The sequence below is a fragment of the Chryseolinea lacunae genome (assembly GCF_016735595.1).
Classification (GTDB): Bacteria; Bacteroidota; Bacteroidia; order Cytophagales; family Cyclobacteriaceae; genus Chryseolinea; species Chryseolinea lacunae.
In genome coordinates, this window is the sequence record NZ_JAERRB010000020.1 from 78,089 (window position 1) to 101,922 (window position 23,834).

The following is a 23,834-nucleotide window of genomic DNA, read 5'->3' on the forward strand; positions in this document are numbered from 1 at the left end:
AAAACATCATGTCTATCGCCCGGTTTTCATATTGCCTGTTTTTCCTGAGCACCTGGCTGGTGCAGGGGTGCGCAGGCAGTCATCGTGATCCGGAAAATCAATCAGCCACGCAACCCGAGAAGGAGGTGTTGTGTTTTATCTACCACCGGTTCAACGACAGTCGCTACCCCACCACCAACACACCGGCCCGCGACTTTGAAACACACCTCGCCTATCTTACCCAGCAAGGATTTACTTTCTACACGTTCACAGACGCCGTCAAATATTTACAGTCAGACGAAGCCCCAAAAAAAATTGCCGTCATCACAATCGACGACGGATACCTCAGCTTCTTCAACCACGGCTTGCCCCTCCTCAAAAAATACCACGCACCGGCCACCCTCTTCATCAACACCAAAACCGTTGGCAGCGGCGACTTCATGACCTGGGCCGATCTGAAAACGTGCATGGACAATCAACTGGAAATTGGAAACCACACACACTCGCACGACTATTTTCTAAACAAACCGGAAGGCACGCGCTACCAGAACTTTCGCGACGAAATAACGCTGAGTCAATCGCTCATCGAAAAACATCTGGCGGTGAAATCAACAGCATTTTCATATCCCTATGGCGAGTTCGACACGCGCATGAAAACGATCGTGAAAGAAGCAGGCTTCATCGCGGCCGCCGCACAGAACTCCGGGGTGATGTATAGCCGTGGAGATTTCTTCCAGTTTCCCCGGTTCCCCATGTCAGAAGCCTATTCCGAAAAGTCCAAGTTCATCGAGAAGGCAAACATGCACGCCATGCCGCTAACGGCAATAGATCCCGACAACACGGCACTGCCGGCAAACAAGCAACCCACACTAACGCTCACCCTCAATCCGGAGAAGCTGCAATTGAAAAGACTGCAGTGTTTTGTGCAGGGAGGCACATGCCGCTTCACCGTGGTGGATAAAAACAAAGGCATCGTTTCCATCCAGGCAACACAACCACTAGCAAAACGGCGCAGGACGTTGTATACCATCACCATCCCCGACAAGGATGGAAAGTGGCACTGGTATAGCCACCTGTGGATCAATCCGAAAATGAAATAATCCCAGCGGATTCGGACGGTATAGAATCAAATTGTGCAATCAAACAATTGCCACATTTGTAGATATTGTGGCAATTGTTTGATAATCCCCCGTCGCTAACCCGAACCGAAAAAACAAAAGCCCAAATATTATTGAACGACAAGGAACGCAGTGATCTCGGCGATTGACACGTTCAACGTTTGTCATTTCAAAAATGACGACTTCGCCTTTCATCAAACAAATTGTTCAACTCACCATAATTTTAATATATTCGAAAGCTAATTCCTTCAATACCATCAAATATCTCCCATCATGCAAAAAAACAATAAACTAAAAGGTGATTTTTCGCGCAGAAAATTCCTCAAACAAAGTCTTGTTGCGTCATCCGTTTTCATAGTGCCCAGGCACGTGCTGGGAGGTGTGGGTTTCACCGCGCCCAGCGATCAGCTTGTCATTGCCGCGATTGGCGCAGGAGGAAAGGGCGCCAGCGACATCAAGAACGCTTCGGTGAACGGACGCGAAAGAGTTGCTGCGTTGTGCGACGTTGACTTTTCAGGATCAGCAAAACGCTCCGTAGAAAACTTCCCGAAAGCCAAGCTGTACAACGACTACCGAATCATGCTCGAACAGGAGAAGGATATCGATGCCGTAACCATTTCCACGCCCGATCACGTGCACGGACCGGCTGCAGCATTTGCCATGCAGCGCGGCAAACACGTCTATGTTCAGAAACCCATGACCCACAACATCCGCGAGGCACGCCTGCTCACCAAGATGGCCCGCGACAAAAAAGTGGTAACACAAATGGGAAATCAAGGCGGCTCAAATCCCTTGCACAGCATGGTGCAGCGCTGGATAGATTCCGGAAGCCTCGGCAAAATTTCGAAAGTACAAATCTGGACAAACCGTCCCGTGTGGCCTCAGGGTTCCGCCATGCCTGCGCCCGACGAAAGCAAAAAACCAAAAGACCTGTACTGGGATCTTTGGCTCGGTCCCGCTGAGTTTAAGCCCTACACCCCCAACCTTCATCCCTTTAACTGGCGCGGCTGGTGGGACTACGGCACGGGTGCGCTAGGCGACGTAGGCTGTCACCTCATCGACATTCCCTTCCGGGCACTCGGACTCAAATACCCCACTGATGCAGAATGCAGCGTGAGCTCCATCTACTCGCAAATGTGGACACCCGACTATCATCCCGAAGGCTGTCCTCCCTCATCGTTCATCACCCTTCACTTTGCGGCAACAGAAAAAAGCAAATCCCCAATCGAAATGACCTGGAGCGACGGTGGCCTCCGACCATCACGGCCCGAGATCATTCCGGCAGACAAAGACTTTGGCGGCGCCAACAGTGCCAACGGTGTGCTCATCATCGGCGAGAAAGGACTGATCACCACAAACATCAACGACAGTTCGCCCATGATGCCCAAACTTTACCTCAACGACGGCACAACGGAGTTCGGTCCCGAGACCGCATCTACGGAAGAGCCCGAATACGGTCACCAACGCAAATGGGTCGATGCATGCAAAGCAGGCTTCGGCAGCAAAGAGCACAAGGGCCTCACGTCATCGTTCGACTATGCCGGACCAATGACCGAAACGGTGTTGATGGGCAATCTTGCCATCCGCAGCTACATGCTGAAAAAACAAACGGGCAATGACGTACAGTTCTACGGCCGCAAAAAGTTGCTGTGGGATGGCGACAACATGAAAATCACCAACCTCGAAGAAGCCAACCAGTTTGTAGGAAGAACCTATCGCAAAGGCTGGGAAGTGTAGCAACAGCGCGGATGGCAGATCATTTCCAACACTGAAAGTATCGCCGCCCGGCATTATTTCGATTTACATCATTCTCAATGAGGTCCTCCCATTTTAGTGTATACTAAAATCGGGAGGACCTCTTCGTTTCTCCCCCTTCCCCATTTGGAATCATCCGGTTGGGCGGAAAATTAACAGACCGTTACAGACTGCTGTTCAACCGCTTACAAAGAAACCGCTCCAACCTCACGATAATTTTTCTCATTTCATGAAACCTCCATAAAATGTGTTCCGTCTAATACATAAGAATATTATGTATTAGACATTTATGCATTCGCCAGAACTACTGAAAGGAACACTACAAACCATAATACTTAAGGTATTAAAAGATCATGGCAAAATGTATGGCTATGAAATCACCCAACGGGTCATGGAGCTATCCGATGGACGCATTTCACTCACAGAGGGCGCCCTCTATCCCACCCTTCACAAGCTGGAGGCCGAAGGCATGCTAAACACCGAAGTGGTTAACATTGGCAAACGCGTTCGCAAATACTACACCCTCACCGCCGCGGGCAACGCCACGGCCAAAGACAGGGTGAGTGAGTTTCTCGATTTCATCGAAACCATGTCGTCTGTCTTACAGGTAAAGTTTTCGTAAGCCAAGGCAATGCCCCAGCTCACCAACGACCATATCGACTACATCATCAAAGACCTGCACTACCGCGGCGTGGTGCTCGATGGATTTCGTGAGGAAGTGATCGATCACATTTGTTCTTCGGTCGAAGCGGAGATGCTAAACAACAAACGTTTCATCGATGCCTATCACCACGTCCTGAAAAAATTTGGCCACACCCATGGCCTTCGAACCACGCAACAGCAAGTTCTTCAAACAGACAATAAAACAGCGAAAATCATGCTTAAGAACTATTTCACCATCGCGCTCAGAAACCTCAGCAAACATCGCTTCTATACATTCATCAACATCACAGGCCTGGCCATCGGCATAGCTTCGTGTTTGATCATCACCCTTTACATTTCACAGGACCTTTCGTTCGACAAACATTTTGCAAACGCCGACCGGATCTACCGCCTCGATTCAGAAACACATTTCAACGGCAACCACTTCAGCCTTGCCGTGGCTCCTCCGCTTGCCGCACCAACCCTGCTGCACGACTATCCTGAAATAGAAGCCACTGCAAATTTCCGTCAATGGGGATGGCGTAGAGTGAGGCGCACAACCGACAACATAAAGGAACAATACACGGTGTTTGGCAGCAATGGAATATTCAAAACATTTTCGTTGCCGCTGCTCCACGGAAACGCGGCCAACGCCCTCACCGAACCCAACACGGTGGTCATGAGCCGAAGCAAAGCCGAACAATATTTCCCCGGCGAAAACCCGATCGGCCAAACCCTGATCATCGACAACAAAGACAACTATAAGGTCACCGGCGTCTTCGAAGATTTTCCCGCCACCACGCACTTCAAATTCGATTTCATCTTTGCCATGCCCGGGCTCGAAGACAGCAAAGACAATTCCTGGCTCAGCAGCAACTTCAACACCTACATACTTCTCCGAAACGGTGCATCGCCAAAAGACCTTGAAGCCAAATTTCCAAAAATGGTCGAGACCTACATTGGCCCCCAGGTAAAGTCATTCTTTGGCAACGATTTTTCGATGCAAGACTTTGCCGCCAAGGGTAACAAGATTCAATACATGCTCACGCCCTTGCTCAGCATACACCTGCATTCCGACAAAACGGGCGAGCTCGGCACCAACAGCGACATAACCTACGTCTATCTGTTTGGTGCGGTGGCTTTTTTCATTCTCACCATTGCCTGCATCAACTTCATGAATCTGTCCACCGCACGCTCGGCCAATCGCGCAAAAGAAGTGGGCGTGCGAAAAGTGTTGGGTTCACTGCGGTCGCACCTGGTGCGTCAGTTTCTGATGGAGTCTATCTTGTTAAGCTTTTTCTCTTTCATGATCGCCCTGGCCATTGTCTACCTGGTGTTGCCGGCCTTCAATGTGCTGGCAGAGCGCAACCTTGTGGTTCCCATAACACCGCTGTTCGTGGCCACGCTGGTGTTGGCCGCCCTGGTCATTGGCCTGCTCGCCGGCATCTATCCTTCACTATTTCTGTCTGCATTCAAACCGGTCAATGTATTGAAAGGCAAAGTGGCGTTGGGCATGAAGAGTGGCGCGGTCAGAAGTTCGCTGGTAGTGTTTCAATTTATGATCTCAATCTTTCTGGTCATCGGAACCATCACCGTGACCAAACAAATGGATTTTATACAGAACAAAAAACTCGGATTCAAGAAAGACCAGGTCATCATACTTCACAACGCAGAGCTTCTCGAAAATCAACACGAAACATTCAGGAACGAAATGCTAAAGGTCGCCGGAATAACCAACGTGTCGGTGGCCGGATTTCTGCCCATTGCAGGATGGGGACGTAACGACAACAGCTTCTGGCCCTATGGCAAACAACCCTCACAAGAGAACCTCATCTCCATGCAAAATTGGGCGGTCGACACAGACTACATATCAACGCTGGGAATGGAGATCGTCCAGGGACGCGATTTTTCAAGAGCATTTCCATCCGACTCCACAGCCATCATCCTCAACGAATCGGCCGTGAAGCGCTATGGATTTAAAGATCCCATCGGCGAAAAAATTGTTACTGGAAACAACGGCGATTTCGGCCACACCATCACCTACACCGTCATTGGCGTGATGCGCGATTTTCATTTCGAATCGCTCAAACAAAACATCACGCCCCTGGGCATTCACCTGGGCAAGAGTGGCTGGAGCATGTCCATTCGTTTTGCATCGTCAAACACAGCCAGTGTCATCCAGGACGTAGAGAAAACGTGGAAAAAATTTCAACCAGGCCAGCCCTTCGAATACACCTTCCTCGACCAGGCCTTTGGCAAAATGTATACGGCCGAAAAACGACTCGAGCGCCTCTTCGGAATTTTTGCCGCCCTCGCCATCATGATCGCCTGCCTTGGTCTGTTTGCCCTCACAGCCTTCACCGCCGAACAACGCACCAAAGAAATAGGCATCCGAAAAGTATTGGGCGCCTCCGTGGCCAGCATTGTGCTGCTACTCTCAAAAGAATTCGGAAAACTGATTGTGATCTCCTTCATTCTGGCAGCGCCCCTGTCATGGTATGCCGTGAACCGGTGGCTGGAGAACTACACCTATAAAACCGAAATCGGCATTGCCGTCTATCTGTTTGCCGGAGCGGCCGCCTTTCTCGTGGCATGGCTCACCATGGGCTTTCAATCCGTGAAGGCTGCACGCAGCAATCCGGTTAATTCATTGAGGAGTGAGTAACGACAACATCCCTTCAAGGAAAATCCGCTGCGTCAGCAATACAAGTTTATACAAAAAACAGCGTCACTAGCTTCCAGCCTGCCGCGGCAACTCCCATGCTGCTGCAGGCTTCAAAAGCTTCATGGGCAAGCTCAAGGCTTGGCACTAGTTGCCCGGCGGCAACAAAAATCCCCCGCAATCAGCACCACCCCAAGTTCTCAGCGGCACCTGCAAGGCCAGCATGGAAGTGTTTGAAAAAAAATCTAACTTGTATGTAATGCATGTACAGGTGAAAATGAGCAATAAAAAGCATGTCCTGATACTGTTGGCGACATGGGCACATTTGCTTTGTAGTGCGCAATCTCAAGGTCTCGTCCCTGAGCAGCTATTCTTCAAGCGGATTTCTACTGACCAGGGCTTACCACAACCATCCGTAAATAGCATCCTCCGCGACACACGTGGCTTTGTGTGGATGGCTACCGAAGACGGCCTGAGTCGTTTCGATGCTGCCGAGTTTCGAACGTTTCGTCACGATCCGTCAGACTCCACTTCCCTGAGCCATAACGTGGTTCATTTCATTCAGGAAGAAGAGGCTACTGGCAATCTGTGGATTGGAACCGTGTCTGGCATAAACTATTTCGATCGCTCGCTTGAACGATTCAAAGTATTTAAAGCAAACAACCCTCCCGGTACAGTCTACACCAATGCCACGCTCGACAAAAAAAGGCAACGCTTGTGGTTGGCCTGCACTGTCGCCGGGTTGAGGTACATCGATCTGTCAAAGCAAGTCATCGTTGATTATAAAAGCCCCGAACTCGACCATGAAACGGTATGGAATGTTCAGCTGGCGGGCGATAGTCTATTGATCGCCACACTTCGCGGTGTAAAAATTCTGAACCTGCAAAACCAACACGTTTATCCATTCTACACCGGGTCGCCGGTGAGGTCGCTGCTGGTCGACAAAAACGATCTGTGGTTCGGAACAGAGGGGCACGGGCTTGGAAGATTTGATCGCGTCACAAAAAACACAATCTATTATAATCGTGAAAATGGCGGAACCAACAACAATGATATCTGGTCGCTTGCAATAGACAAAGACCATAATCTATGGATCGGCACAGATGGAGGTGGACTAAATGTACTCATGCGCGGAACCAAAATTTCCCGCTGCTATGTGCGCTCAGAATTTAACGATCGCAGTCTAAGCTACAACACAATCCGTTCGATCTTCATCGAACCCAATGGAGGTGTGTGGCTTGGCACCTACAACGGCGGTGTGAACTATCATGAAAACAAGCCCATTCAATTTCGTTTGTATCGCGAAGATATCTTTAACGAACATTCATTGCGCAACAACACGGTGTCCGCGTTTGCCGAAGCAAAGGATGGAACAATTTGGGTAGGCACAGACGGAGGCGGCCTTCACTACCTGAAGGATGGCATCGTACATCGGTATTCATTGCCCGCAAAACTGGCAGGTGTAAATGTGATAACAGCGCTGCAAAGTGACGGACAGGGACTATGGGTGGGCTCGTTTCAGAATGGATTGATTTATCTTGATGGGCATGGCGGCTCGAAGCAATTCAAACACAAACCCGGCGACCGCACTTCGGTTGCCGCCAATACCGTGTGGGCCATCCAGAAAGATTCGCTGGGCTACCTGTGGATAGGGACTAATCGTGGCGTCAACCGGTTTGATCCAAAGACAGAAACGTTCCATCACATCGATCACCCGCTGAACGGAAACATCGACAAGCTTTTTAAAGACATTCAGGCGCAAACAATTCTTATCTCTTCCGATCACACCATGTGGGTTGGATCGTATGGTTTGCTCATGGCATACCTGCCGGCATCAGACTCCGTTATCGAGGTCAAAGGACAAGATGAAAAAATACGGTCACTGCCCGATCTGCGGGTAAAAACCTTACTGGAAGATGACGGGAAAATATGGATCGGCACCTACGGAAGCGGCCTCTGCCAATACAACATTGCAACCCACTCCCTCCACGTCCTCGACGAACGCGATGGACTGCCCGACAACATCGTCCTTGCCGTGGAAAAAGGAGAGCCCGGAAGTTTATGGTTAAGCACCAACAAAGGCCTGGTTCACTTCAAGGAAGCAGACACCATTTTCACCGTGTTCGATGCCAACTATGGCGTGCAGGGCACGACCTTTAACCGGAACGCTGCTTTGCGAACATCAGACGGTCGTCTGCTGTTTGGGGGCACACATGGTTTCAATATATTCACACCACGTGCCATCACAGACAATCATAGTTCGCTGGAAGTTGTATTCACCGACTTTAGTATTTTTAATAAACAGGTAAAACCGGGGAGCGATCTGTTAAAACAAAGCATAACCGAGACACAAAAACTTGACTTGCCACACACAGATTCGCGCTTGCTGACGTTCCACTTCTCGGCTTTTAACTTTTCGTCGCCCGACAAAATAATCTACGCCTACAAGCTGGAGGGTTTCAACGACGACTGGCAAAAGGTAGGTAACGATCATAGTGTCACCTTCACCAACCTTGATCCTAAATCCTACACACTCACGGTGAGGGCCTCCTTTAACGGAAAAGTATGGGGACCGGAGAAATCGCTCACCATACATATTCAAACACCCTGGTGGCGCACGGCCTACTTTCGTTGGTCCGTACTTCTTCTCTTTGTTATCGGGGCCTATAGTTTTAATCGCTATCGCATCTATGAACTCAGCCGGCGAAAGAAAGAACTGGAACATCTGGTAAACCTGCAGGGCCAGGAAATTAAAAATCAAAATCACGACCTTGCGGCACAAAACGAAGAACTCATAGCACAAAATGACGAGATGGCTGCCCAGCAGCAAATGATCACCGAGCAGAACATCCAGCTAAGCGAAGCAAAACAACGCCTCCAAACAATCAACCAGTCCCTGGAAGAGGTGGTCGGTCAACGCACGGAGAAGTTAAACGAAACTATCCTTCAACTTAACAAAACCATCAAAGAACTGGATGCCTTTGTCTATAGTGCCTCACACGATCTCATTGCGCCTATGAAATCTGTGACCGGGTTGATCGAACTGGCCCGAAGACAAAATCAGAACCCGGAAGTCAGCATCCTCATCGATCACATGGAACGAAGCGTCAAAAAGCTCGAAGACGTAGTCCTGAACATGATTCAATACTCGCAAAATTCGAATTTGGAAGTAAGCTATGAACCCGTAAACGTCTATGATCTGATCCAGGAAAGCATCGCCGATTTAAAATTCTATCCCGGAATGGAAGCCATGAATTTTGCCATCGATTTCAATAAGGATGCCAGCGTAATGATCGACAGGAAAAGGCTTAAAATCATTTTGAACAACCTGATCGGCAATGCCATCAAATACCGCGACGATCGAAAAGAGTCAAATACCGGACAAATAACATTCGAGAATGGGAAAACGATCTGGAAACTTGAAATCCAGGACAATGGCATCGGCATTGACAAACACTACCTCTGCCGCGTGTTCGAAATGTTTTTTCGCGCCACCGATCGCTCGCAGGGCTCCGGCCTCGGCCTCTACATCGTAAAGGAAACCGTCGAAAAACTTTATGGGGAAATCTATGTCGATTCCGAAAAAGGCAAATGGACCAAATTCACAATAGCCATCCCCCACGAAAACATCTACGTCCGGAAAAAATAAACCCCGAAAGGCATCAAAGACACAAAAACCGCGCGACGTGAATAAACCCTATTCCGAACGGGAAGTATACAGAAAAAAACACAAGAAAGATATGCGGGAAGTTAGGACAAAGCAACATCACAATGACACCACTTGCCAGCGATAGTCGATCAGGGGCGCGATGACGACGTGAGTTGACTTGGGAGGGAGTTTAAATCCTGCGCGCGACATATTTTGCTGCTGCCCTGAATCTTTTTGTGTACCCAAGCCGTTGCAATGAAGAAGAACTTTCTTCACGCAAAAGGCTTCGAATCAAGAGCCGTCACACCAAAATTTTTTCCGATACCAAAAAATGGTACATCGCTAAATTCAGGGATAACTAAAAAGTTTCCAGAAGGTCATCAGATTTCCACAACACCCTCGCCCTTCTTTTTCGACACGCCTTTTCCAGCCAGGAAAAGATACATTCGTTGTGTCGTCCAATTTTTCCGACCAAAGATCGATTAATACGTTGGTGTCGTGACCACATTTCATAATGCGATCCTCAACTCGAAAGAGCGTTTTTCTCAACTCATTTTAGCATACTCAGGTAAAGTTTAAGCAATTCTGCTTTTAGACAAAAAGCCGGATAATGTTACAAGTGCACAACGAATTTTCGATGTGGGGGTTATGTGCCTATATAAACATAAACGCATAATGAGAAGAAGGATTTTTGGTTTGTTAGGGGCTCTGCTCTTTCCGGTGGCGGTTATGGCCCAGAGCGGCTGTAAGTTCACAATTTCTACCGCAGCAACGGAGTGGCAATTTGATGGAGCCGCCAAAGGCGTGAAACCCGGCGATAGAATTTGTTTCAAAGGAGGAACCCGCACCGGCATTAAACTTATAAATATCCATGGCACGGCAGCCCAGCCGGTCATTATATCGAACGAAAGCAACAGCTCGGTCATCATTAACGCGCCAGTGTCTTACGGAAACGTGGTTGAGGTCGATAACGTCACCTACGTGAAGTTCTCGGGGGGCAACAACCCGGCGGTTAAATACGGAATTGAGATCATCGGCGGACAGATGGGCATCAACTTCCAGCAGCTGAGCTCCGATTTCGAAGTAGACCACCTCTATGTTCACAACACGGGTTGTGTGGGCATTGTGGCCAAGACCGACCCCACATGCGACGCCACCACCTGGAAAGGCCGTTTCACCATGAGGAACACATCGTTTCACGACAATCTCGTCAGCAACACCGGATGCGAAGGATTTTACATCGGCAACTCACACTACGACTCGGGCGTAGGCATGACTTGCAGCGGCACCAACCTCACGGTGATGGAACACGATGTGGTGAACGTGAAGGTCTATAATAATACACTACAAAACATCGCCAGCGACGGCATCCAGATCGGGTCGGCCATTTCGGGCTGCGAAGTGCACCACAACTCCGTTACCAACTACGGCACAAGCAATAACTATGGACACACCAATGGCTTCCAGGCCGGCGGCGGCACCACACAGGCAAAAGTACACGACAACATCATTGACACCGGCAACGGCTATTGCTTCTGGGATTCAGGAGGGGGTGGCATCTACTACAACAACATTGCCCGCAACGGCTTGCTGGGAGGTTTCTCCTTAATTGACTATGCCGGCAACTACGCACCCACCGGGTTCATGGTAATGAACAACACCATCGTGAACTGCCCGCAATTCGATATCCTTATGTATAGCGAAGCCCCGGCAACGTCGCGCATTGCCAACAACATCTTTGTCACGAACCAGGCCAGCGGCTACACGTATATCAAATACAACAGCCCCACGGCAAAAGCCCGCACGGTAGAAGCCAATAACCTGATGACAAACAACATTGCCAGCGTCAAGTTTGCCAACGCGGCCGCCATGGACTATCACCTTTTGTCGGGCTCACCGGCCATCAATGCAGGCACAGATTTAACATCCTATGGCGTGACCGTCGACAAAGACGGCAAGGTGCGCATCGGCGCCTACGACCAGGGCGCTTTTGAATTTGGAGGAGCATCCAATCAGTCTCCCGTGGTCAATGCAGGTGCAGATAAAACCGTGACACTGCCCACATCTACGGTTGCCATCACCGGCACCGCCTCCGATCCCGACGGCTCCATCAGTTCCTACACCTGGACAAAGGTATCTGGTGCAACCGCTACATTAACAAACGCCACCACAGCCACCTTGAGCGTGAGCGGCCTGGCAGCCGGCACCTACGTGTTCCGCCTCACCGTGAAAGACAACGCCGGAGCCACAACCAGCGACGATGTGACCGTGACGGTTAGCGCAAACAAAATTCCTACGGTAAGTCTAGGCGCAACACTAAACATCACCACCACAACAGCTACGCTCACGGGCACGGCCAGCGATGCCGACGGCACCATTGCCTCCTATGCGTGGACAAAAGTATCGGGCGGCGCGGCAACACTCACCAATGCCAACACGGCCACATTGAGTCTCAGCGGCCTTGCCACCGGCACCTATGTGTTCCGCCTCACCGTGAAAGACAACGCCGGGGCCACCGCCTACGCCGACAGAACAGTGATCGCCGTCATCACCGGCACCAACGCAGCACCAACCGTTAGCGCCGGCGGAACCAAAAACCTGATGTTGCCCGCCAATTCAGTTGCCCTGGTGGGAAGCGCGTCCGACAGAGACGGCACCATCTCATCCTACACATGGTCAAAAGTTTCCGGCGGCACCTGCACACTTTCCAACACAGCGTCATCAACAGCTTCGGTAAGCGGCATGGCAGAAGGAGCATATGTGTTCCGCCTCACGGTGAAAGACAATGCCGGCGCAGCAGCCAGCGCCGATGCATCGGTGAGCGTTTCTGCAGGCGCCATCACCCGTTTCAGCTTCAGGCCCACGGCAGCCAGCATCAGCGGCTGGATTAGTGTGGCCGGTGCACCCCACGCCAGCGTCATCTCGGCAACCGATCCGTCCACCAAAATCACCGTCAGCAGCGTAGCCACCGGCCAGTGGAACCCCGCCGTCTACGGCACATCAACCAGTTCCTATGCCGGTGGTGTCGCCAACGGCACGATTCAACCGGCTGCCGTGGTGCAGAACAACTGGTTCAACTACAACGCAGCCTATGGCACCACCGTGAACGGCGTGCTGCAAGGCGACAACCTGAAACTGACCCGCCTCAACCCCACTCACAAATACACCATCCAAATGGGTGCATCGCGCGCCTCAGGCAACGGCACCCCCGATCAATACGGCACCTTCGAATACCGCGTAGGCGGCGTGATCAAGACCCTGAACGTAACCAACAATGCCACACTGCAAGTGGAGTATGCATCCCTCACTCCCAACGCCAGCGGCGAGATCGGCATCAGCGCACGCAAGATGGCGGGCAGCGCCATGAACTTTGGCTACGTAGGCTGGGTAGTGGTCATTGACCTGACACAAGAACAAGCGCTTAGCGCCAAAGGCATCAGCGTGGCTCGCTCTTTTGATGCAGACCCCGTTCCCGTAGCGCCTGCAAATGACTACCCTGGGATTGACTCGACAACCACAGTCACCACACCATCGGAAGATGACTTTGTGTTTCTGGACAACCATTATCCCGCTGGTTACGACTACACCGTCGTCATCTTCAACGGCTCCGGTCGTCGCGTATATCAGGGTAAGTGGAGTCCTGAATTGTACACGCAGATTTTTATACCGGGTGAGTTGTATATCTATCACGTTATTCAGAATGGTAAGAGGATAGATACGGGGAAGACGGCGATTGTGAATTAATAGCAAAACGCACGCACCCGAGATTGGGTGCATGGATAAAAGAGTTATCGCGAAAGCTACTAACAGCTTTCGCGATAACTCTTTTTATGGGTAGCTGGTGATAAGCCTAAGCGAATGAAAGGAAGCAAGATTTAATGGGCGAATGCACTTTGTTGTTAGCCGTTTTCTTCATCTCCGTCCTCTCCTTAGAACACCGATTCTGTTAAAGTCGATCACCTTCGTCAGCATCGCGTCCCACAGTTGAAAATTCTTTTGTCCTAGCAATACTTTGATTAAAGTCTTGACTTCGTCTTTGGGTGTTGTCCCGAAGATCGTCTATCGTTGATAAGGTGCAGTGTGGTGAACGTATTGGTTTCGCGGGCGGTCAGGGTGAGCGGGGCGAAATTATCGCGATGGCCTTTAAGGGTCTTTCACATAGCCATCGAGATAATATTTATTGAGGGTGTTATTCGATAAGATTTTGCTTGTTTCAAAAAATCCATTAGATCGACTCTTTAATCCAATTCATAAAAGGTGTCGCCTTAATCTTGCTGACTATTATCGGTTCCGGGGTCTTAAGAAAAAGCTTAGCAATAAATTTTCTTGAGAAATACCTTTCAATTTCCTGAATGCTATTCCGATGAATCAGGTACTGGCGATTGACGCGAAAAAAGGTTGACGGGTTCAACTTTGACTCGAGATCGTCCATCGTTTCCTGGATAAAATACTGCTGTTGATTGAAGAGGTAAACCGAAACAACACCATTGTTATAATACAAGTAAGCTACATCTTCGGCTTTCACCGGCATGATCTTATCCCGCACGTTGATAAGCAAGGTAGTCTGATAGGAAGGTCGGAGTTGTCTTATCAATGCTTCCAGTTGATTAGCTGATGGCTGCCTCTTTGAAAAAGCAGCTTTGAGTTCGTCATATTTGCGGAGACTTTCCTCCACCTTAGCGGGCGTCATCGGTTTAAGCAGATAGGAAATTCCATTCGCCTCAAACGCCTTCAAGGTGTATTCGTCAAATGCAGTGCAGAAGATGATGGGTGATGAAAGGTCTATGTTCTTGTATATCTCAAAGCTCAGTCCATCGGACAATTGGATATCCGAGAAAATGATATCAGGCGGGTCGTTCTGTTGAAACCATTCGGAGGCTTCCTCGATGGATCCCATTGTTTTAACGATCACAATATCTTTTCGGATCTGCTCGAGTATATCCTTCAACTCGTTAGCCGCCTTCGGCTCATCTTCTATAATGACGGCGTTAATCATACCAGCACCGGTAATTTTACTATAAAATGCGTAGCCGTTTTTTCAATCACAATTTCCTTGTTAGCCAGCAATCCATAGCGCTCATGAATATTTTTCAGACCGCTCTGTGATGAATCATTGGGCAGGGAGTGTTTCAATTGAAGATTATTTCTAACCACGATAAACTCATCATTGTCGGTTATTTCAAGGTAGAGTGGTCTGGCGGGTGACACGATATTGTGCTTTACCGCATTCTCCACCAGGGTCTGCAATGCTAGCGGAGGCAGAGAGGTTTTCCGGGTTCTCTCACCAATGCTGATCTCCACCTGCAATCCACTTTCAAACCGTTCGCTTAAGATGTATAAGTACGACTCGGTAAACTTCAGTTCATCCTCCACCGCAACCATGTCGTTCTCTTTGTATTGAAGCAGGTAGCGATATACATTGGATACCTCACCGATATATTCTTTTACCTTCTTTAAAAAAAGATATGGTTCCGGCATTAACTAAACAGGGGTTGAAACAGCGAAGGAAATACAATCTGGCAATCGGGGTGGTTGTATCTCTGTTCATCTCCCTGTTGGCTACCGTTCCCCGGATTTTGAGGACAGAGGAATGCTCAATCTTTGCTCAACACCCACGCAATCATGGCTTCGGCGAGGAACGCGTTTTCCTGGTATTGATTGTAGGGGATGCGTTTTCCTCCTTGCAAATCGAAAGTCAAGATACTCAAAACTCCCGTTTGCGAAGCTTCATAGGTTTCAAATTTACGCTTTAGCGAGTACCCTCCTCGAAGGGTGACCAGCCAATGCCGGGTAAGTTGATATTCGACCCCGCAACCAGCATTCCATTGTTTTTTTTGGAAATAACGGGATTCATAGTCTTTCCTGGACAGTCGGTAGGTAGCATTATCGGGCTTAAGAAAGAAAGTTAACCCAACCTTAGGCCTAAGTGCATACCGCAGTTGGGTATTTAATGGTAGAGGCCCCGTCATCCTTAGCCGTGGGGTAATACGCCAGTGGAAGTCAATGAACGGCGCCACAAGCACACCGAAAAACTGCTTGCTAAAGGCGATGCCATACCACATGGTGAATTTCTCGTGAAGCTTGGTTTTGTACCGCATACCGACCGAGTAACGGAAGTCTTCGTTCGATACATCCTTGAAATCCGAATAGACACCGGCTGAAGCAAAGCCGAGAAGCGCATGCCCGTTGTCAAAATTCCGATTGAAGAGGAATTGAGCTGATATTCCCTGAACACTGAGGTCGCCAATCAACGGGCCGCGGTTTGTCCAGAGTGACTCGTACCCAATGCCGCCACCAAACATACTACGACCCTTCATTTTCAGGGGAAACTTCACGTTGAAATCCACCGCGTGCAGGGCATCGCGCTCGCCATTCAGCATGACGGGCGATATAGAATATTTTACATGAAAAACTTCCTTGTCGAATTGCGCCATGGCATGGGAGGAAAGACAGGAAAGGATCAGCATTAACCTTTTCATTCTATTTTCCAAGTATAAAGAGCAGACCTACCAGCATGGTTTGTTGGGTACTCCCACGGTGCCGCCGCACGCACGAGCGCCGGGTGCTTCCGTTGAAAGGCTTCCGCCAGGAAAAACGCGTTCCCCATGCCCAGGATAAATACCCGCGAGATATCCGTTCTGAAATTTTGCTGAACCTGGAAAATGATTTTTAACAAGAAATTTTCATCCCATCGCAGCGAATCTGCATGATTGCCGGATGCCCATTGGTTTCTTAGTCCCACCGGAAAAACAATCAGTGCTGGCTGGCTTAGTTGCGACCAGTCCAATTTTGCCAAGGCCATGGGAAGTATATGGCTATCGTGCAATAAAATAACCATCGGCAGGTTAGACACTTCCGGCGCGGGAGTCTCCAGCAGGTAGGATCGCGGGAGACTATCGGACTCAATCGAAAAAAAATGCTGTGCTTCTACGGCAAGGTTGCACCCGGAAAGAAAAGTAGCGATGACAAAACCTGCGAACCTCATCGCGTATGCTGATTGACGATGACACCGTCGGACATTTCGATGATGCGGTCAGACTTGGCCGCAAAATCGTTGTCATGCGTTACGGTGATGACAGTCTTCTGCTGCTCCCTGCAAAGTTGCTGAAGCATGTCGAACACAATGGCGGTGTTGCGTGTGTCGAGGTTTCCGGTTGGCTCATCGCCCATAACAATGTCTGGATTGTTGATCAAGGCGCGGGCAATGGCCACTCGTTGCTGCTGCCCCCCGGAGATACGCGAAGCAGTCTTGAGCGCCTGATGTCCCACGCCCAATAGTGTTAACTTTTCATAAGCTTGTTCCTCGATCTGCGCACGGGAAAGCTTCCCAAGCCTTAAGGCGGGAATCATGACATTCTTCAAACAGGAGAAATCTGGCAACAGGTAGTGAAATTGAAATACAAATCCCAGGTGCGCATTTCGAAATGCAGCCAGCGCGTCCTGCTTTTTACCGGTGATATTTTCACCGGCGAGCTGCACGCTGCCGTCATAGGCTGTATCCATCGTGGATAGTATGTAAAGAAGTGTCGATTTTCCACAGCCGGACTTGCCAACAATAGAAACAAATTCGCCTTTCTTCACCTCAAAGGAGATGTCTTTCAATGCTTGAAATTTATCAGGAGCATAGAAGTACTTATTGATGTGATTTGCTTGTAATGCCATGATCATAATTTTTATCCACGAATGATTTCAACAGGGTCAACATGGGATGCACGTAATGCCGGCACATAGCCTGCAAAGAAGGACGTGATGATTCCAAACAGGGCGCCCTGGATATAGTGCTTCGCATAAAAAGATACGGGTAGGTACTCCAGGTTTCCTTTTCCGATATATATCATGGAGCCGGTTTTAGACAGCAGCCAGCCCAGGAGTATACCGGTGAAACTTCCAAGAAGTCCGATAAAGAGTGCCTGGAAAATGAAAATGGCCACCACATGCCTGCCTGCAAACCCGGTAGCTTTCAGGATCGCGATCTCTTTAATTTTCTCATAAATCATCATATTAAGGATATTGTATATACCAAAGCCCGCGACAATGAGGATGGTAATTACTACCGAGTTGGCAATCATGTCTCGAATCATCCGGGCGGCAATGGACTGCTCATTGGCAGATTGCCACGTTTCCACGCGGTAGCCCGTGACCAGCTCGAACTGCTTTCCAATACGGTTGGCCTTTGTATAGTCCTTCAGGTTTACATAGATATCGGTGATGTAGCTGCGGTCTTTTTTTAGCAACTGCTGCACGACTGAAAGGTTGGCATAACATTTTGTTTGGTCCACATTTTTGATGGTGGTCCGGAATATCCCTGAAACGTGAAGCACCTTGGTGGAACCCTTCGACGTGGTTAATGTAATATTATCTCCCGTCTTCAGGCTCAGGTTTTCCGCCATACCAGAGCCGATGATGATACCGTTGGGATCGGTGCTCAGGTCCTTTACCGTGCCGGCGATCATCGTCGAGGTGATGTCGAACATTTTATCCTGCTCCAGGATGTTTACACCCGATACATTCCCGTTCTCTTGGAGACTGCCGTTCGAGCAGATTATCGTGGCCGTAATCTGGGGCGACACGGCCAGAGACGCCGGGTTCGTTTTTAATGCCTGTAACAGTGTGTAGGGGTCGTCTATGCGTTCGTCGCTGTTGACCATCTTCGGATTACTGATGAGATTTGTAGAGGCCTTGCCGAGGAAGTGGTTAAGCCGGTCGCTGTTGCTGATCTGATGATCACGGTACAGGCGGATGTGCGGCGTGGCACTTAACGTCATTTTTTCAAAGTATTCATTGGTTCCGCTGATAAGTGAGTTCATGAAAATATACATGCTGATGCCAAACGTGACACCCAGTGAGGCCACAAGTGTTTGCTTCTTCTTTGCGATGAGGTAGGTCAGTGCAACCTCGGAATTAATGTTGATGCTCATCGTTTAGGAGTGTAGAGGAAACCTATGCTGAATCCGTTACTGTCATGACCGGGGTTTCTGTCATCGCTGGGATGATCCCCGTTTGAAACATGCACGTGCCTGACACCAACGATAAGAGCCAGGGATCTTTCGAGCGTGATTTCTGCGCCAACGCCGTATTTAGGTGACCCATTAAAGTGGGTTCCCATACGCTCGTCCCCGAAAAACCCGGAGGGTTGTGGAAATTCATCCAAGAACACAATAAGGCCTGCACCGCTTTCAAAATACAATCGCCACTTTTCCTGGTGCACCAGGTAGAACCTCACAAATGGACGGAGGCCAAACCCCCAGGTGTCATTCACATTATCGCGTACGTGGTATGCCGAAACCTCACCTCCAAGCGCCATCCATCGCCTGGCAAAAAACAACACTCCGGTATTGTTCTGAAAAACAGACGTTTTGTTGGCATAATAGCCTCGAGAAATTCCGCTTTCGTTGAAATAGGCAAACCGTGCTCTTTGGGTTGAGTCTTGGTGAGTAAATAGCAAAATCGCTGCGGCTGCGATGGCGGGTATCCATAGGCCATTTCCCGTATGAAGAGAAATGGGAGAAACTCCCAACGGATTTTGATACCACTTGGTGAAAGGTGGCAACTGGCCTATTGATGGCTTCGCAGATTGGCCATGCACAAATCCGCTCATCAGAATCAGGAAAATGATGGAGCCGTACCTCAACATATTTAAAATGGTTTTAAGATTTTATCCTCCGGGGTAACTCCGCTGATCACTTCTACCCACTCGGTTGAGATGATCCCGGTCTCCGGCGTAATGGTGTCCCTTACATTTCTACGCAAGACGACTACCTCGCCATTGGGGCCGAGGCAGGGACGGGGCATGAGCAGCGTTTTGGCTTTATGGTTCACAATGATATCGCCCTGAAGTAGAGTTCCTGCGATTGAGCCCGGCAGTAATTCATCAACGCTGGCTTCTACTCTGAAGGATTGTGTTTCAGTATCAAAGTAGGGATAGATGCGGGACACTTTAGCCTGGTAGCTTTTCCCTTTAGCCGTGTTGAGTTCTATCAGCACGCGTTGGCCTAGCTTTATTTTCGAGATACTCCCCTCATCTACGAATAACATCACGATCAAGGAATCGGGGTGACCGAGCAGAGCAACCGCATCGCCTTTACGTACAAGCTCACCCGGTTTCTTGAACACTTGATAAACTCTCAGCCAGTCGGGTGACCGCAAGGTATAGTAGTGATTCCCCACTGAAGAGGATTGATACTGGCTTTGGGCCTGAACGAGCGATTGCTGGAGATTGAGTTGAGTAGCCTCAATATTTTCGCGGATAGACTTTTCATTGTTCACGTCCAGTTCATACTCAAGTTTTGCTTTATCGAGGTCTACCTGGGCCACAGACTTCGTTTCGAACAAGCGATTTAACCGCGCGTACTGCAGCGAGTCGAGGGCACGTTTTTGTTGAGCCGTCTTCAAATCAATCCGTAACTTTTGCAACACCGGAGATTGAGGTGAAGTGTTTTGAACGGTCAATTGCAGATTCTTTTCCGCCGCATCCTCCTCGATCGCTTTTGAACTATTGTCGAGGGTAAATAACACAGCGCCATTTGCTGCCACATCAGACTCTTTCACGAAGGCATGCCGAAGATATCCTTCCGTGAACGAGGTGAGTACTCGCTGCCCGACCGGTTCAAGATGCCCTGTGGCGAAAATTGCTTCCGTGATAGGTGCCTCCCGCGGTGTGACCCATGTGTCTTTCTCCTTGCAGGAATTACAAAAGAGAACCACCAACGGTAAAATAGGGACTAGATAGTTTTTCATGTCAGAAAGTTTTTAATCGAACCTGTACCTGCGCGTAGCGGATGAAATAATCAGATAGGTACTGGAGGTATTGATTTCTGTAGGTGATGTAATCCTGATAAACCTCCAGCCGCTCATCCACTGAAATCTGACCTGCATCCAACCGATGAGCGGCATGGCTGTCATTTAGGTGATACAGTTCCAGAATCTCCTTGGCGCCTGCCAAGGCGGTGTAGGCCTGCGTGAAATCATTAACCAGGTTTACATCGTCAATGGCGGTATTGGATAAAATGCTCTCATATTGCCTTTGCTTTGACTCAAAATCGATTTTAGATCGGTCAAGCTGATACGACCTGGTGTGATGCGCCATGATCGGAATGCTGAGGCGTAGCCCCCAATACTGTTGCGGCAGGCTGTTGGTATTGCCAAACGTCATGAAATCATTGCCGGTCACCTGAGCGTTAAAAGCATAGACTGCGGAAAGAACCGGACTAAATGCAGACCTTGAGGATTGGACCGTATTTCTGGCCGTAGCCATCTGGGCGTAGGCTAGCTTCACTGCCATTGCCGAAGAAGGCTCAAGTGATAGGTCTTCTATGTTTTGTCGTGCGACAGTATCTGCCGGAAGATTTAGTGAATCATCCAACGGCAGTTCCAGCAATTGCTTGAGTTGGTTCAAGGCAGTTTGCCCGTTACTCCGGGCAACATGAAGGGTTAAGGCTGCCGCCTTCACCTGGATGGTTGCCAAATTGAGTGTGACTTCACTTACTTGTCCCAGCGCAAACAAATGAGCTGTGTGTTTCAGGGTCTCATTGGAGGCGGCCAGACTTTCCTGTGCCAACGCCTCCGCCTCGTGCATCAAGTGATAGGTGAAATAGACCTGCGCCGAAAGCTGATAGACCTCCTGCTTGCTGATCTTCCACTGGCTTTCGCTGATCACCTCATTATACCTGGCTCCCCGCACGGTATACCAGTTTGAGGGATTAATCAAATCAAGTTGGGCGTTCAGGCCTGCGGTATAGTTGTAACGCTTTCCGAATTTCTCCTCGACATAAACGCCGGGCTCGCCCCCAAACAATTCGGCCGGAACCAGCGTGGGCTGAATGGTGACATTATCTGTAAATGCTCCGTTAAGGCTGATGCTGGGAAGTAGATTTCCATAAGCCTGTCGCACAGCACCCGCCGCAACCTGCCGCTGGGCTCCGGTGGTGACTACCTGAACATTGTGCTGTTCAGCATACGCCCACACTTCCTCCAGCGATCGGAATACATGTTGGGCGCGAAGCTGACCACACCAAGCCAGCAGGAAAACAAGCAACGCGAACCGTACTTTCATGACCTTACTTCACCCTTGTCCAGTAGACCGATTTTGACATGCCCCCTTTCGAAGCGGTGATTTTTAGTTTATCATCGCCCTCGAAAGAAATCACACATGACAGATCACCTCGGGCAGGCGTTACCGCAGTGCCGTGAAATTTCTTTCCGTTCCAAACGAGTTCTTTGAAAAGCAGGTCACCCGCTTTCAATTTTGAATCATCGGACACCCATACCAGCTTTCCAAAATATTTACCTTCGACTTCATAAAAATCTGTTTTGCGCGTGCCCTGCTCATTGGTCCAGATACCCTTTAATTTCTCTGGGACCTGAGAATGGCCTTGAAGTGCCGCCATAGACATCAGCCAGGTCAGACCAGTGGTAATGAGGTAATTCTTTGCTATCATTTTCATTTCTGTTCAGTTTTTATGCAAGTGTACGGCACCGGTGGCGGCAGATTCCGGAGAACCTGTATGAAATGGACAATGTGCCGGATGAAAAGGACAGGCCGTCAAAAACCATAGTGGTAGAGAAAACAATCGCAACACTCAACGCCGCCGTTTCCAGGGAATATAAAGTGGTGGCAGAAATAGTAACAATCGGACAGCCTACGGAGATACCAGGCGTTACAACAGCTGATCAGCAGTGTAATGAGTAGCCACGCCAAAGCGAGGCCGAGGTCGTCTTTCTCCTTTTGCTTCATCTTGAGGATAAAATCCAAGGTTACCGGAAACCAGTTTCAGTGTTCTTCCAAAGTGAGATGAAGCAGACAAAAGGCGGGATGAGATGGCCTTCAACGGGGGAGGAAACTCCTCCCTCATGCGACGCCGTGCGGGTAATTCACGGCCACTATGATTGAGAATTATGTGATCATGCTATTGCATATCGAGCAACCAACTATTACCTCACGCTCAAATCCTGATTTTCCTCACCGCTCGAGACAGGCCAAGTCTCCGCAGCATCAACATTTGCCCTTTTCAATTCCGGCCTTATCCAGAATCAGTTCCAGTGGGCAAAATCGGGTGAAGGAAGATTGCAAGAGATTGAGCCCGACAAATGCGGTCATCCCCAGCCAATAGATACTTACAAAATAAGCCAGGGTGATGCTGATCAGTATCATTATCCCGGCCACCGCTCTTACAATTCGTTCTCTCATATCAATGCATTTTTAGTTTCAATGTTAATTTCCGTGTACGTCTGCCTTCTTTGTTACTTCGCAGCGCTTTCAATTCACTGCATGCCCGCTTGATTGCATCCTTCCCGGAACAGCAACAGGAGTCACTCGTCTAGTCCTTAGTTGATGTAGTGGCTGATGTCCGTTGTTATGATGCTATGGGTAACTTGATTTATCGACCGGCAGAATAAAAGCATGAATCAGAAACCCTGTTTCGTCATCAGCATTGAACTTCTTTACCAACGCCAAAGCTTTATCCGCTTTTTCTTCATCGGTGAAGCTGAATAGAAAAACAGAGTCAAAATTCTCGCCACCACTACTGAACCAGTTATCCAGCAGGTTAGGCGTACGATGATCCTTGAATCCAATGGTTTCTGTTATACTGAATACGCTAATCCCCGAAAGGTCCATGATTTGCGCCACCTTCTTTTGATGTTCTTTTAAGCTCGTTATCATCAGGAGTTTCATATCTCTTTGTGTTAACGTTATAGCTGTTGTTTAGCGGTCTGCTTGCGCATCATTTTGAAGTACAAGAGCGGCACGACCAGCAGGGTGAGAAACGTTGAGGTAATGGTTCCGCCCATCAGGGAGATCGCCAGTCCCTGAAAGATCGGGTCGAACAGAATGATGACGGCGCCCAACACCACAGCACCGGCCGTTAACAGGATCGGTGTTGTACGAACGGCTCCGGCTTCAATGATAGCCTGTTTCAACGGAATACCGTCTTCCAATCGGATGTTGATAAAGTCAATGAGCAAGACTGAATTTCTAACCATCACACCCGCGAGCGCTATGAATCCGATCATGGACGTAGCCGTGAAGTAA

The 23,834-nt window shown here is 49.2% G+C and carries 19 protein-coding genes; 6 read left to right on the forward strand and 13 right to left on the reverse strand.

Annotation, left to right across the window (positions count from 1 at the left end; genetic code table 11):
- Window positions 1–8 precede the first annotated feature (8 nt).
- The 6 genes from JI741_RS31825 to JI741_RS31850 all read left to right on the forward strand — a co-directional run bounded on the left by JI741_RS31825 (window position 9) and on the right by JI741_RS31850 (window position 13,549).
- The gene (locus JI741_RS31825) at window positions 9–1,079 is read left to right on the forward strand and encodes a polysaccharide deacetylase family protein (protein WP_202016555.1); all 1,071 of its coding nucleotides are present in this window, start codon (window positions 9–11) and stop codon (window positions 1,077–1,079) included.
- Window positions 1,080–1,370: 291 nt separating this feature from the next.
- A complete protein-coding gene (locus tag JI741_RS31830) occupies window positions 1,371–2,834 on the forward strand; it encodes a Gfo/Idh/MocA family protein (RefSeq protein WP_202016556.1) in 1,464 nt (487 codons plus the stop codon).
- 307 nt (window positions 2,835–3,141) lie between these two features.
- Complete coding sequence (locus JI741_RS31835) at window positions 3,142–3,474, forward strand: PadR family transcriptional regulator (RefSeq protein WP_202016558.1); 333 nt, start codon at window positions 3,142–3,144, stop codon at window positions 3,472–3,474.
- 9 nt (window positions 3,475–3,483) lie between these two features.
- On the forward strand, window positions 3,484–6,159 hold the full coding sequence (locus JI741_RS31840; protein ID WP_236676381.1) for an ABC transporter permease: 2,676 nt from the start codon (window positions 3,484–3,486) through the stop codon (window positions 6,157–6,159).
- A 451-nt stretch (window positions 6,160–6,610) separates the two neighbouring features.
- Window positions 6,611–9,805: a sensor histidine kinase gene (locus JI741_RS31845; protein ID WP_202016560.1), complete on the forward strand. Its 3,195-nt coding sequence runs from the start codon at window positions 6,611–6,613 to the stop codon at window positions 9,803–9,805.
- A gap of 675 nt (window positions 9,806–10,480) precedes the next feature.
- Complete coding sequence (locus tag JI741_RS31850; RefSeq protein WP_202016561.1) at window positions 10,481–13,549, forward strand: right-handed parallel beta-helix repeat-containing protein; 3,069 nt, start codon at window positions 10,481–10,483, stop codon at window positions 13,547–13,549.
- Between the two features lie 481 nt (window positions 13,550–14,030).
- On the opposite strand, the gene JI741_RS31855 is transcribed toward JI741_RS31850, so the two are convergent.
- The 13 genes from JI741_RS31855 to JI741_RS31915 all read right to left on the reverse strand — a co-directional run.
- Window positions 14,031–14,801 (reverse strand): LytR/AlgR family response regulator transcription factor, encoded by a 771-nt coding sequence (locus JI741_RS31855; RefSeq protein ID WP_202016562.1) that lies wholly within the window; start codon window positions 14,799–14,801, stop codon window positions 14,031–14,033.
- The gene (locus JI741_RS31860) at window positions 14,798–15,283 is read right to left on the reverse strand and encodes a sensor histidine kinase (protein ID WP_202016563.1); all 486 of its coding nucleotides are present in this window, start codon (window positions 15,281–15,283) and stop codon (window positions 14,798–14,800) included. Before JI741_RS31860 ends, JI741_RS31855 begins: the two co-directional genes overlap by 4 nt.
- A 116-nt stretch (window positions 15,284–15,399) precedes the next feature.
- Window positions 15,400–16,272, reverse strand: a complete 873-nt coding sequence (locus JI741_RS31865) for a DUF6268 family outer membrane beta-barrel protein (RefSeq protein WP_202016564.1) — start codon at window positions 16,270–16,272, stop codon at window positions 15,400–15,402.
- 8 nt (window positions 16,273–16,280) lie between these two features.
- On the reverse strand, window positions 16,281–16,790 hold the full coding sequence (locus tag JI741_RS31870) for a hypothetical protein (protein WP_202016566.1): 510 nt from the start codon (window positions 16,788–16,790) through the stop codon (window positions 16,281–16,283).
- Window positions 16,787–17,473: an ABC transporter ATP-binding protein gene (locus JI741_RS31875; protein ID WP_202016569.1), complete on the reverse strand. Its 687-nt coding sequence runs from the start codon at window positions 17,471–17,473 to the stop codon at window positions 16,787–16,789. The genes JI741_RS31870 and JI741_RS31875 overlap by 4 nt, the downstream gene beginning before the upstream one ends.
- Window positions 17,474–17,478: 5 nt before the next feature.
- Entirely contained in the window at window positions 17,479–18,723 is a 1,245-nt protein-coding gene (locus JI741_RS31880; RefSeq protein WP_202016574.1) for an ABC transporter permease, read from the reverse strand.
- Complete coding sequence (locus JI741_RS31885; protein WP_202016576.1) at window positions 18,720–19,439, reverse strand: acyloxyacyl hydrolase; 720 nt, start codon at window positions 19,437–19,439, stop codon at window positions 18,720–18,722. The genes JI741_RS31880 and JI741_RS31885 overlap by 4 nt, the downstream gene beginning before the upstream one ends.
- A 2-nt stretch (window positions 19,440–19,441) precedes the next feature.
- Entirely contained in the window at window positions 19,442–20,542 is a 1,101-nt protein-coding gene (locus tag JI741_RS31890; RefSeq protein ID WP_202016578.1) for an efflux RND transporter periplasmic adaptor subunit, read from the reverse strand.
- 1 nt (window position 20,543) lies between these two features.
- Complete coding sequence (locus tag JI741_RS31895) at window positions 20,544–21,857, reverse strand: TolC family protein (RefSeq protein WP_202016580.1); 1,314 nt, start codon at window positions 21,855–21,857, stop codon at window positions 20,544–20,546.
- A 4-nt stretch (window positions 21,858–21,861) separates the two neighbouring features.
- Window positions 21,862–22,248, reverse strand: a complete 387-nt coding sequence (locus JI741_RS31900) for a DUF2147 domain-containing protein (RefSeq protein ID WP_202016582.1) — start codon at window positions 22,246–22,248, stop codon at window positions 21,862–21,864.
- 548 nt (window positions 22,249–22,796) lie between these two features.
- A complete protein-coding gene (locus JI741_RS31905; protein ID WP_202016584.1) occupies window positions 22,797–22,991 on the reverse strand; it encodes a YgaP family membrane protein in 195 nt (64 codons plus the stop codon).
- Window positions 22,992–23,165: 174 nt separating this feature from the next.
- On the reverse strand, window positions 23,166–23,477 hold the full coding sequence (locus JI741_RS31910; RefSeq protein WP_202016585.1) for a hypothetical protein: 312 nt from the start codon (window positions 23,475–23,477) through the stop codon (window positions 23,166–23,168).
- Window positions 23,478–23,494: 17 nt separating this feature from the next.
- A partial coding sequence (locus JI741_RS31915; protein ID WP_202016586.1) for an efflux RND transporter permease subunit occupies window positions 23,495–23,834 on the reverse strand: 340 nt, incomplete at its 5' end.

Coding starts and splice junctions, on each gene's coding strand:
- JI741_RS31825 (WP_202016555.1), top strand. CDS start 9: ATGTCTATCGCCCGGTTTTCATATTGCCTGTTTTTCCTGAGCACCTGG.
- JI741_RS31830 (WP_202016556.1), top strand. CDS start 1,371: ATGCAAAAAAACAATAAACTAAAAGGTGATTTTTCGCGCAGAAAATTC.
- JI741_RS31835 (WP_202016558.1), top strand. CDS start 3,142: ATGCATTCGCCAGAACTACTGAAAGGAACACTACAAACCATAATACTT.
- JI741_RS31840 (WP_236676381.1), top strand. CDS start 3,484: ATGCCCCAGCTCACCAACGACCATATCGACTACATCATCAAAGACCTG.
- JI741_RS31845 (WP_202016560.1), top strand. CDS start 6,611: ATGGCTACCGAAGACGGCCTGAGTCGTTTCGATGCTGCCGAGTTTCGA.
- JI741_RS31850 (WP_202016561.1), top strand. CDS start 10,481: ATGAGAAGAAGGATTTTTGGTTTGTTAGGGGCTCTGCTCTTTCCGGTG.
- JI741_RS31855 (WP_202016562.1), bottom strand. CDS start 14,801: ATGATTAACGCCGTCATTATAGAAGATGAGCCGAAGGCGGCTAACGAG.
- JI741_RS31860 (WP_202016563.1), bottom strand. CDS start 15,283: ATGCCGGAACCATATCTTTTTTTAAAGAAGGTAAAAGAATATATCGGT.
- JI741_RS31865 (WP_202016564.1), bottom strand. CDS start 16,272: ATGCTGATCCTTTCCTGTCTTTCCTCCCATGCCATGGCGCAATTCGAC.
- JI741_RS31870 (WP_202016566.1), bottom strand. CDS start 16,790: ATGAGGTTCGCAGGTTTTGTCATCGCTACTTTTCTTTCCGGGTGCAAC.
- JI741_RS31875 (WP_202016569.1), bottom strand. CDS start 17,473: ATGATCATGGCATTACAAGCAAATCACATCAATAAGTACTTCTATGCT.
- JI741_RS31880 (WP_202016574.1), bottom strand. CDS start 18,723: ATGAGCATCAACATTAATTCCGAGGTTGCACTGACCTACCTCATCGCA.
- JI741_RS31885 (WP_202016576.1), bottom strand. CDS start 19,439: ATGTTGAGGTACGGCTCCATCATTTTCCTGATTCTGATGAGCGGATTT.
- JI741_RS31890 (WP_202016578.1), bottom strand. CDS start 20,542: ATGAAAAACTATCTAGTCCCTATTTTACCGTTGGTGGTTCTCTTTTGT.
- JI741_RS31895 (WP_202016580.1), bottom strand. CDS start 21,857: ATGAAAGTACGGTTCGCGTTGCTTGTTTTCCTGCTGGCTTGGTGTGGT.
- JI741_RS31900 (WP_202016582.1), bottom strand. CDS start 22,248: ATGAAAATGATAGCAAAGAATTACCTCATTACCACTGGTCTGACCTGG.
- JI741_RS31905 (WP_202016584.1), bottom strand. CDS start 22,991: ATGAGAGAACGAATTGTAAGAGCGGTGGCCGGGATAATGATACTGATC.
- JI741_RS31910 (WP_202016585.1), bottom strand. CDS start 23,477: ATGAAACTCCTGATGATAACGAGCTTAAAAGAACATCAAAAGAAGGTG.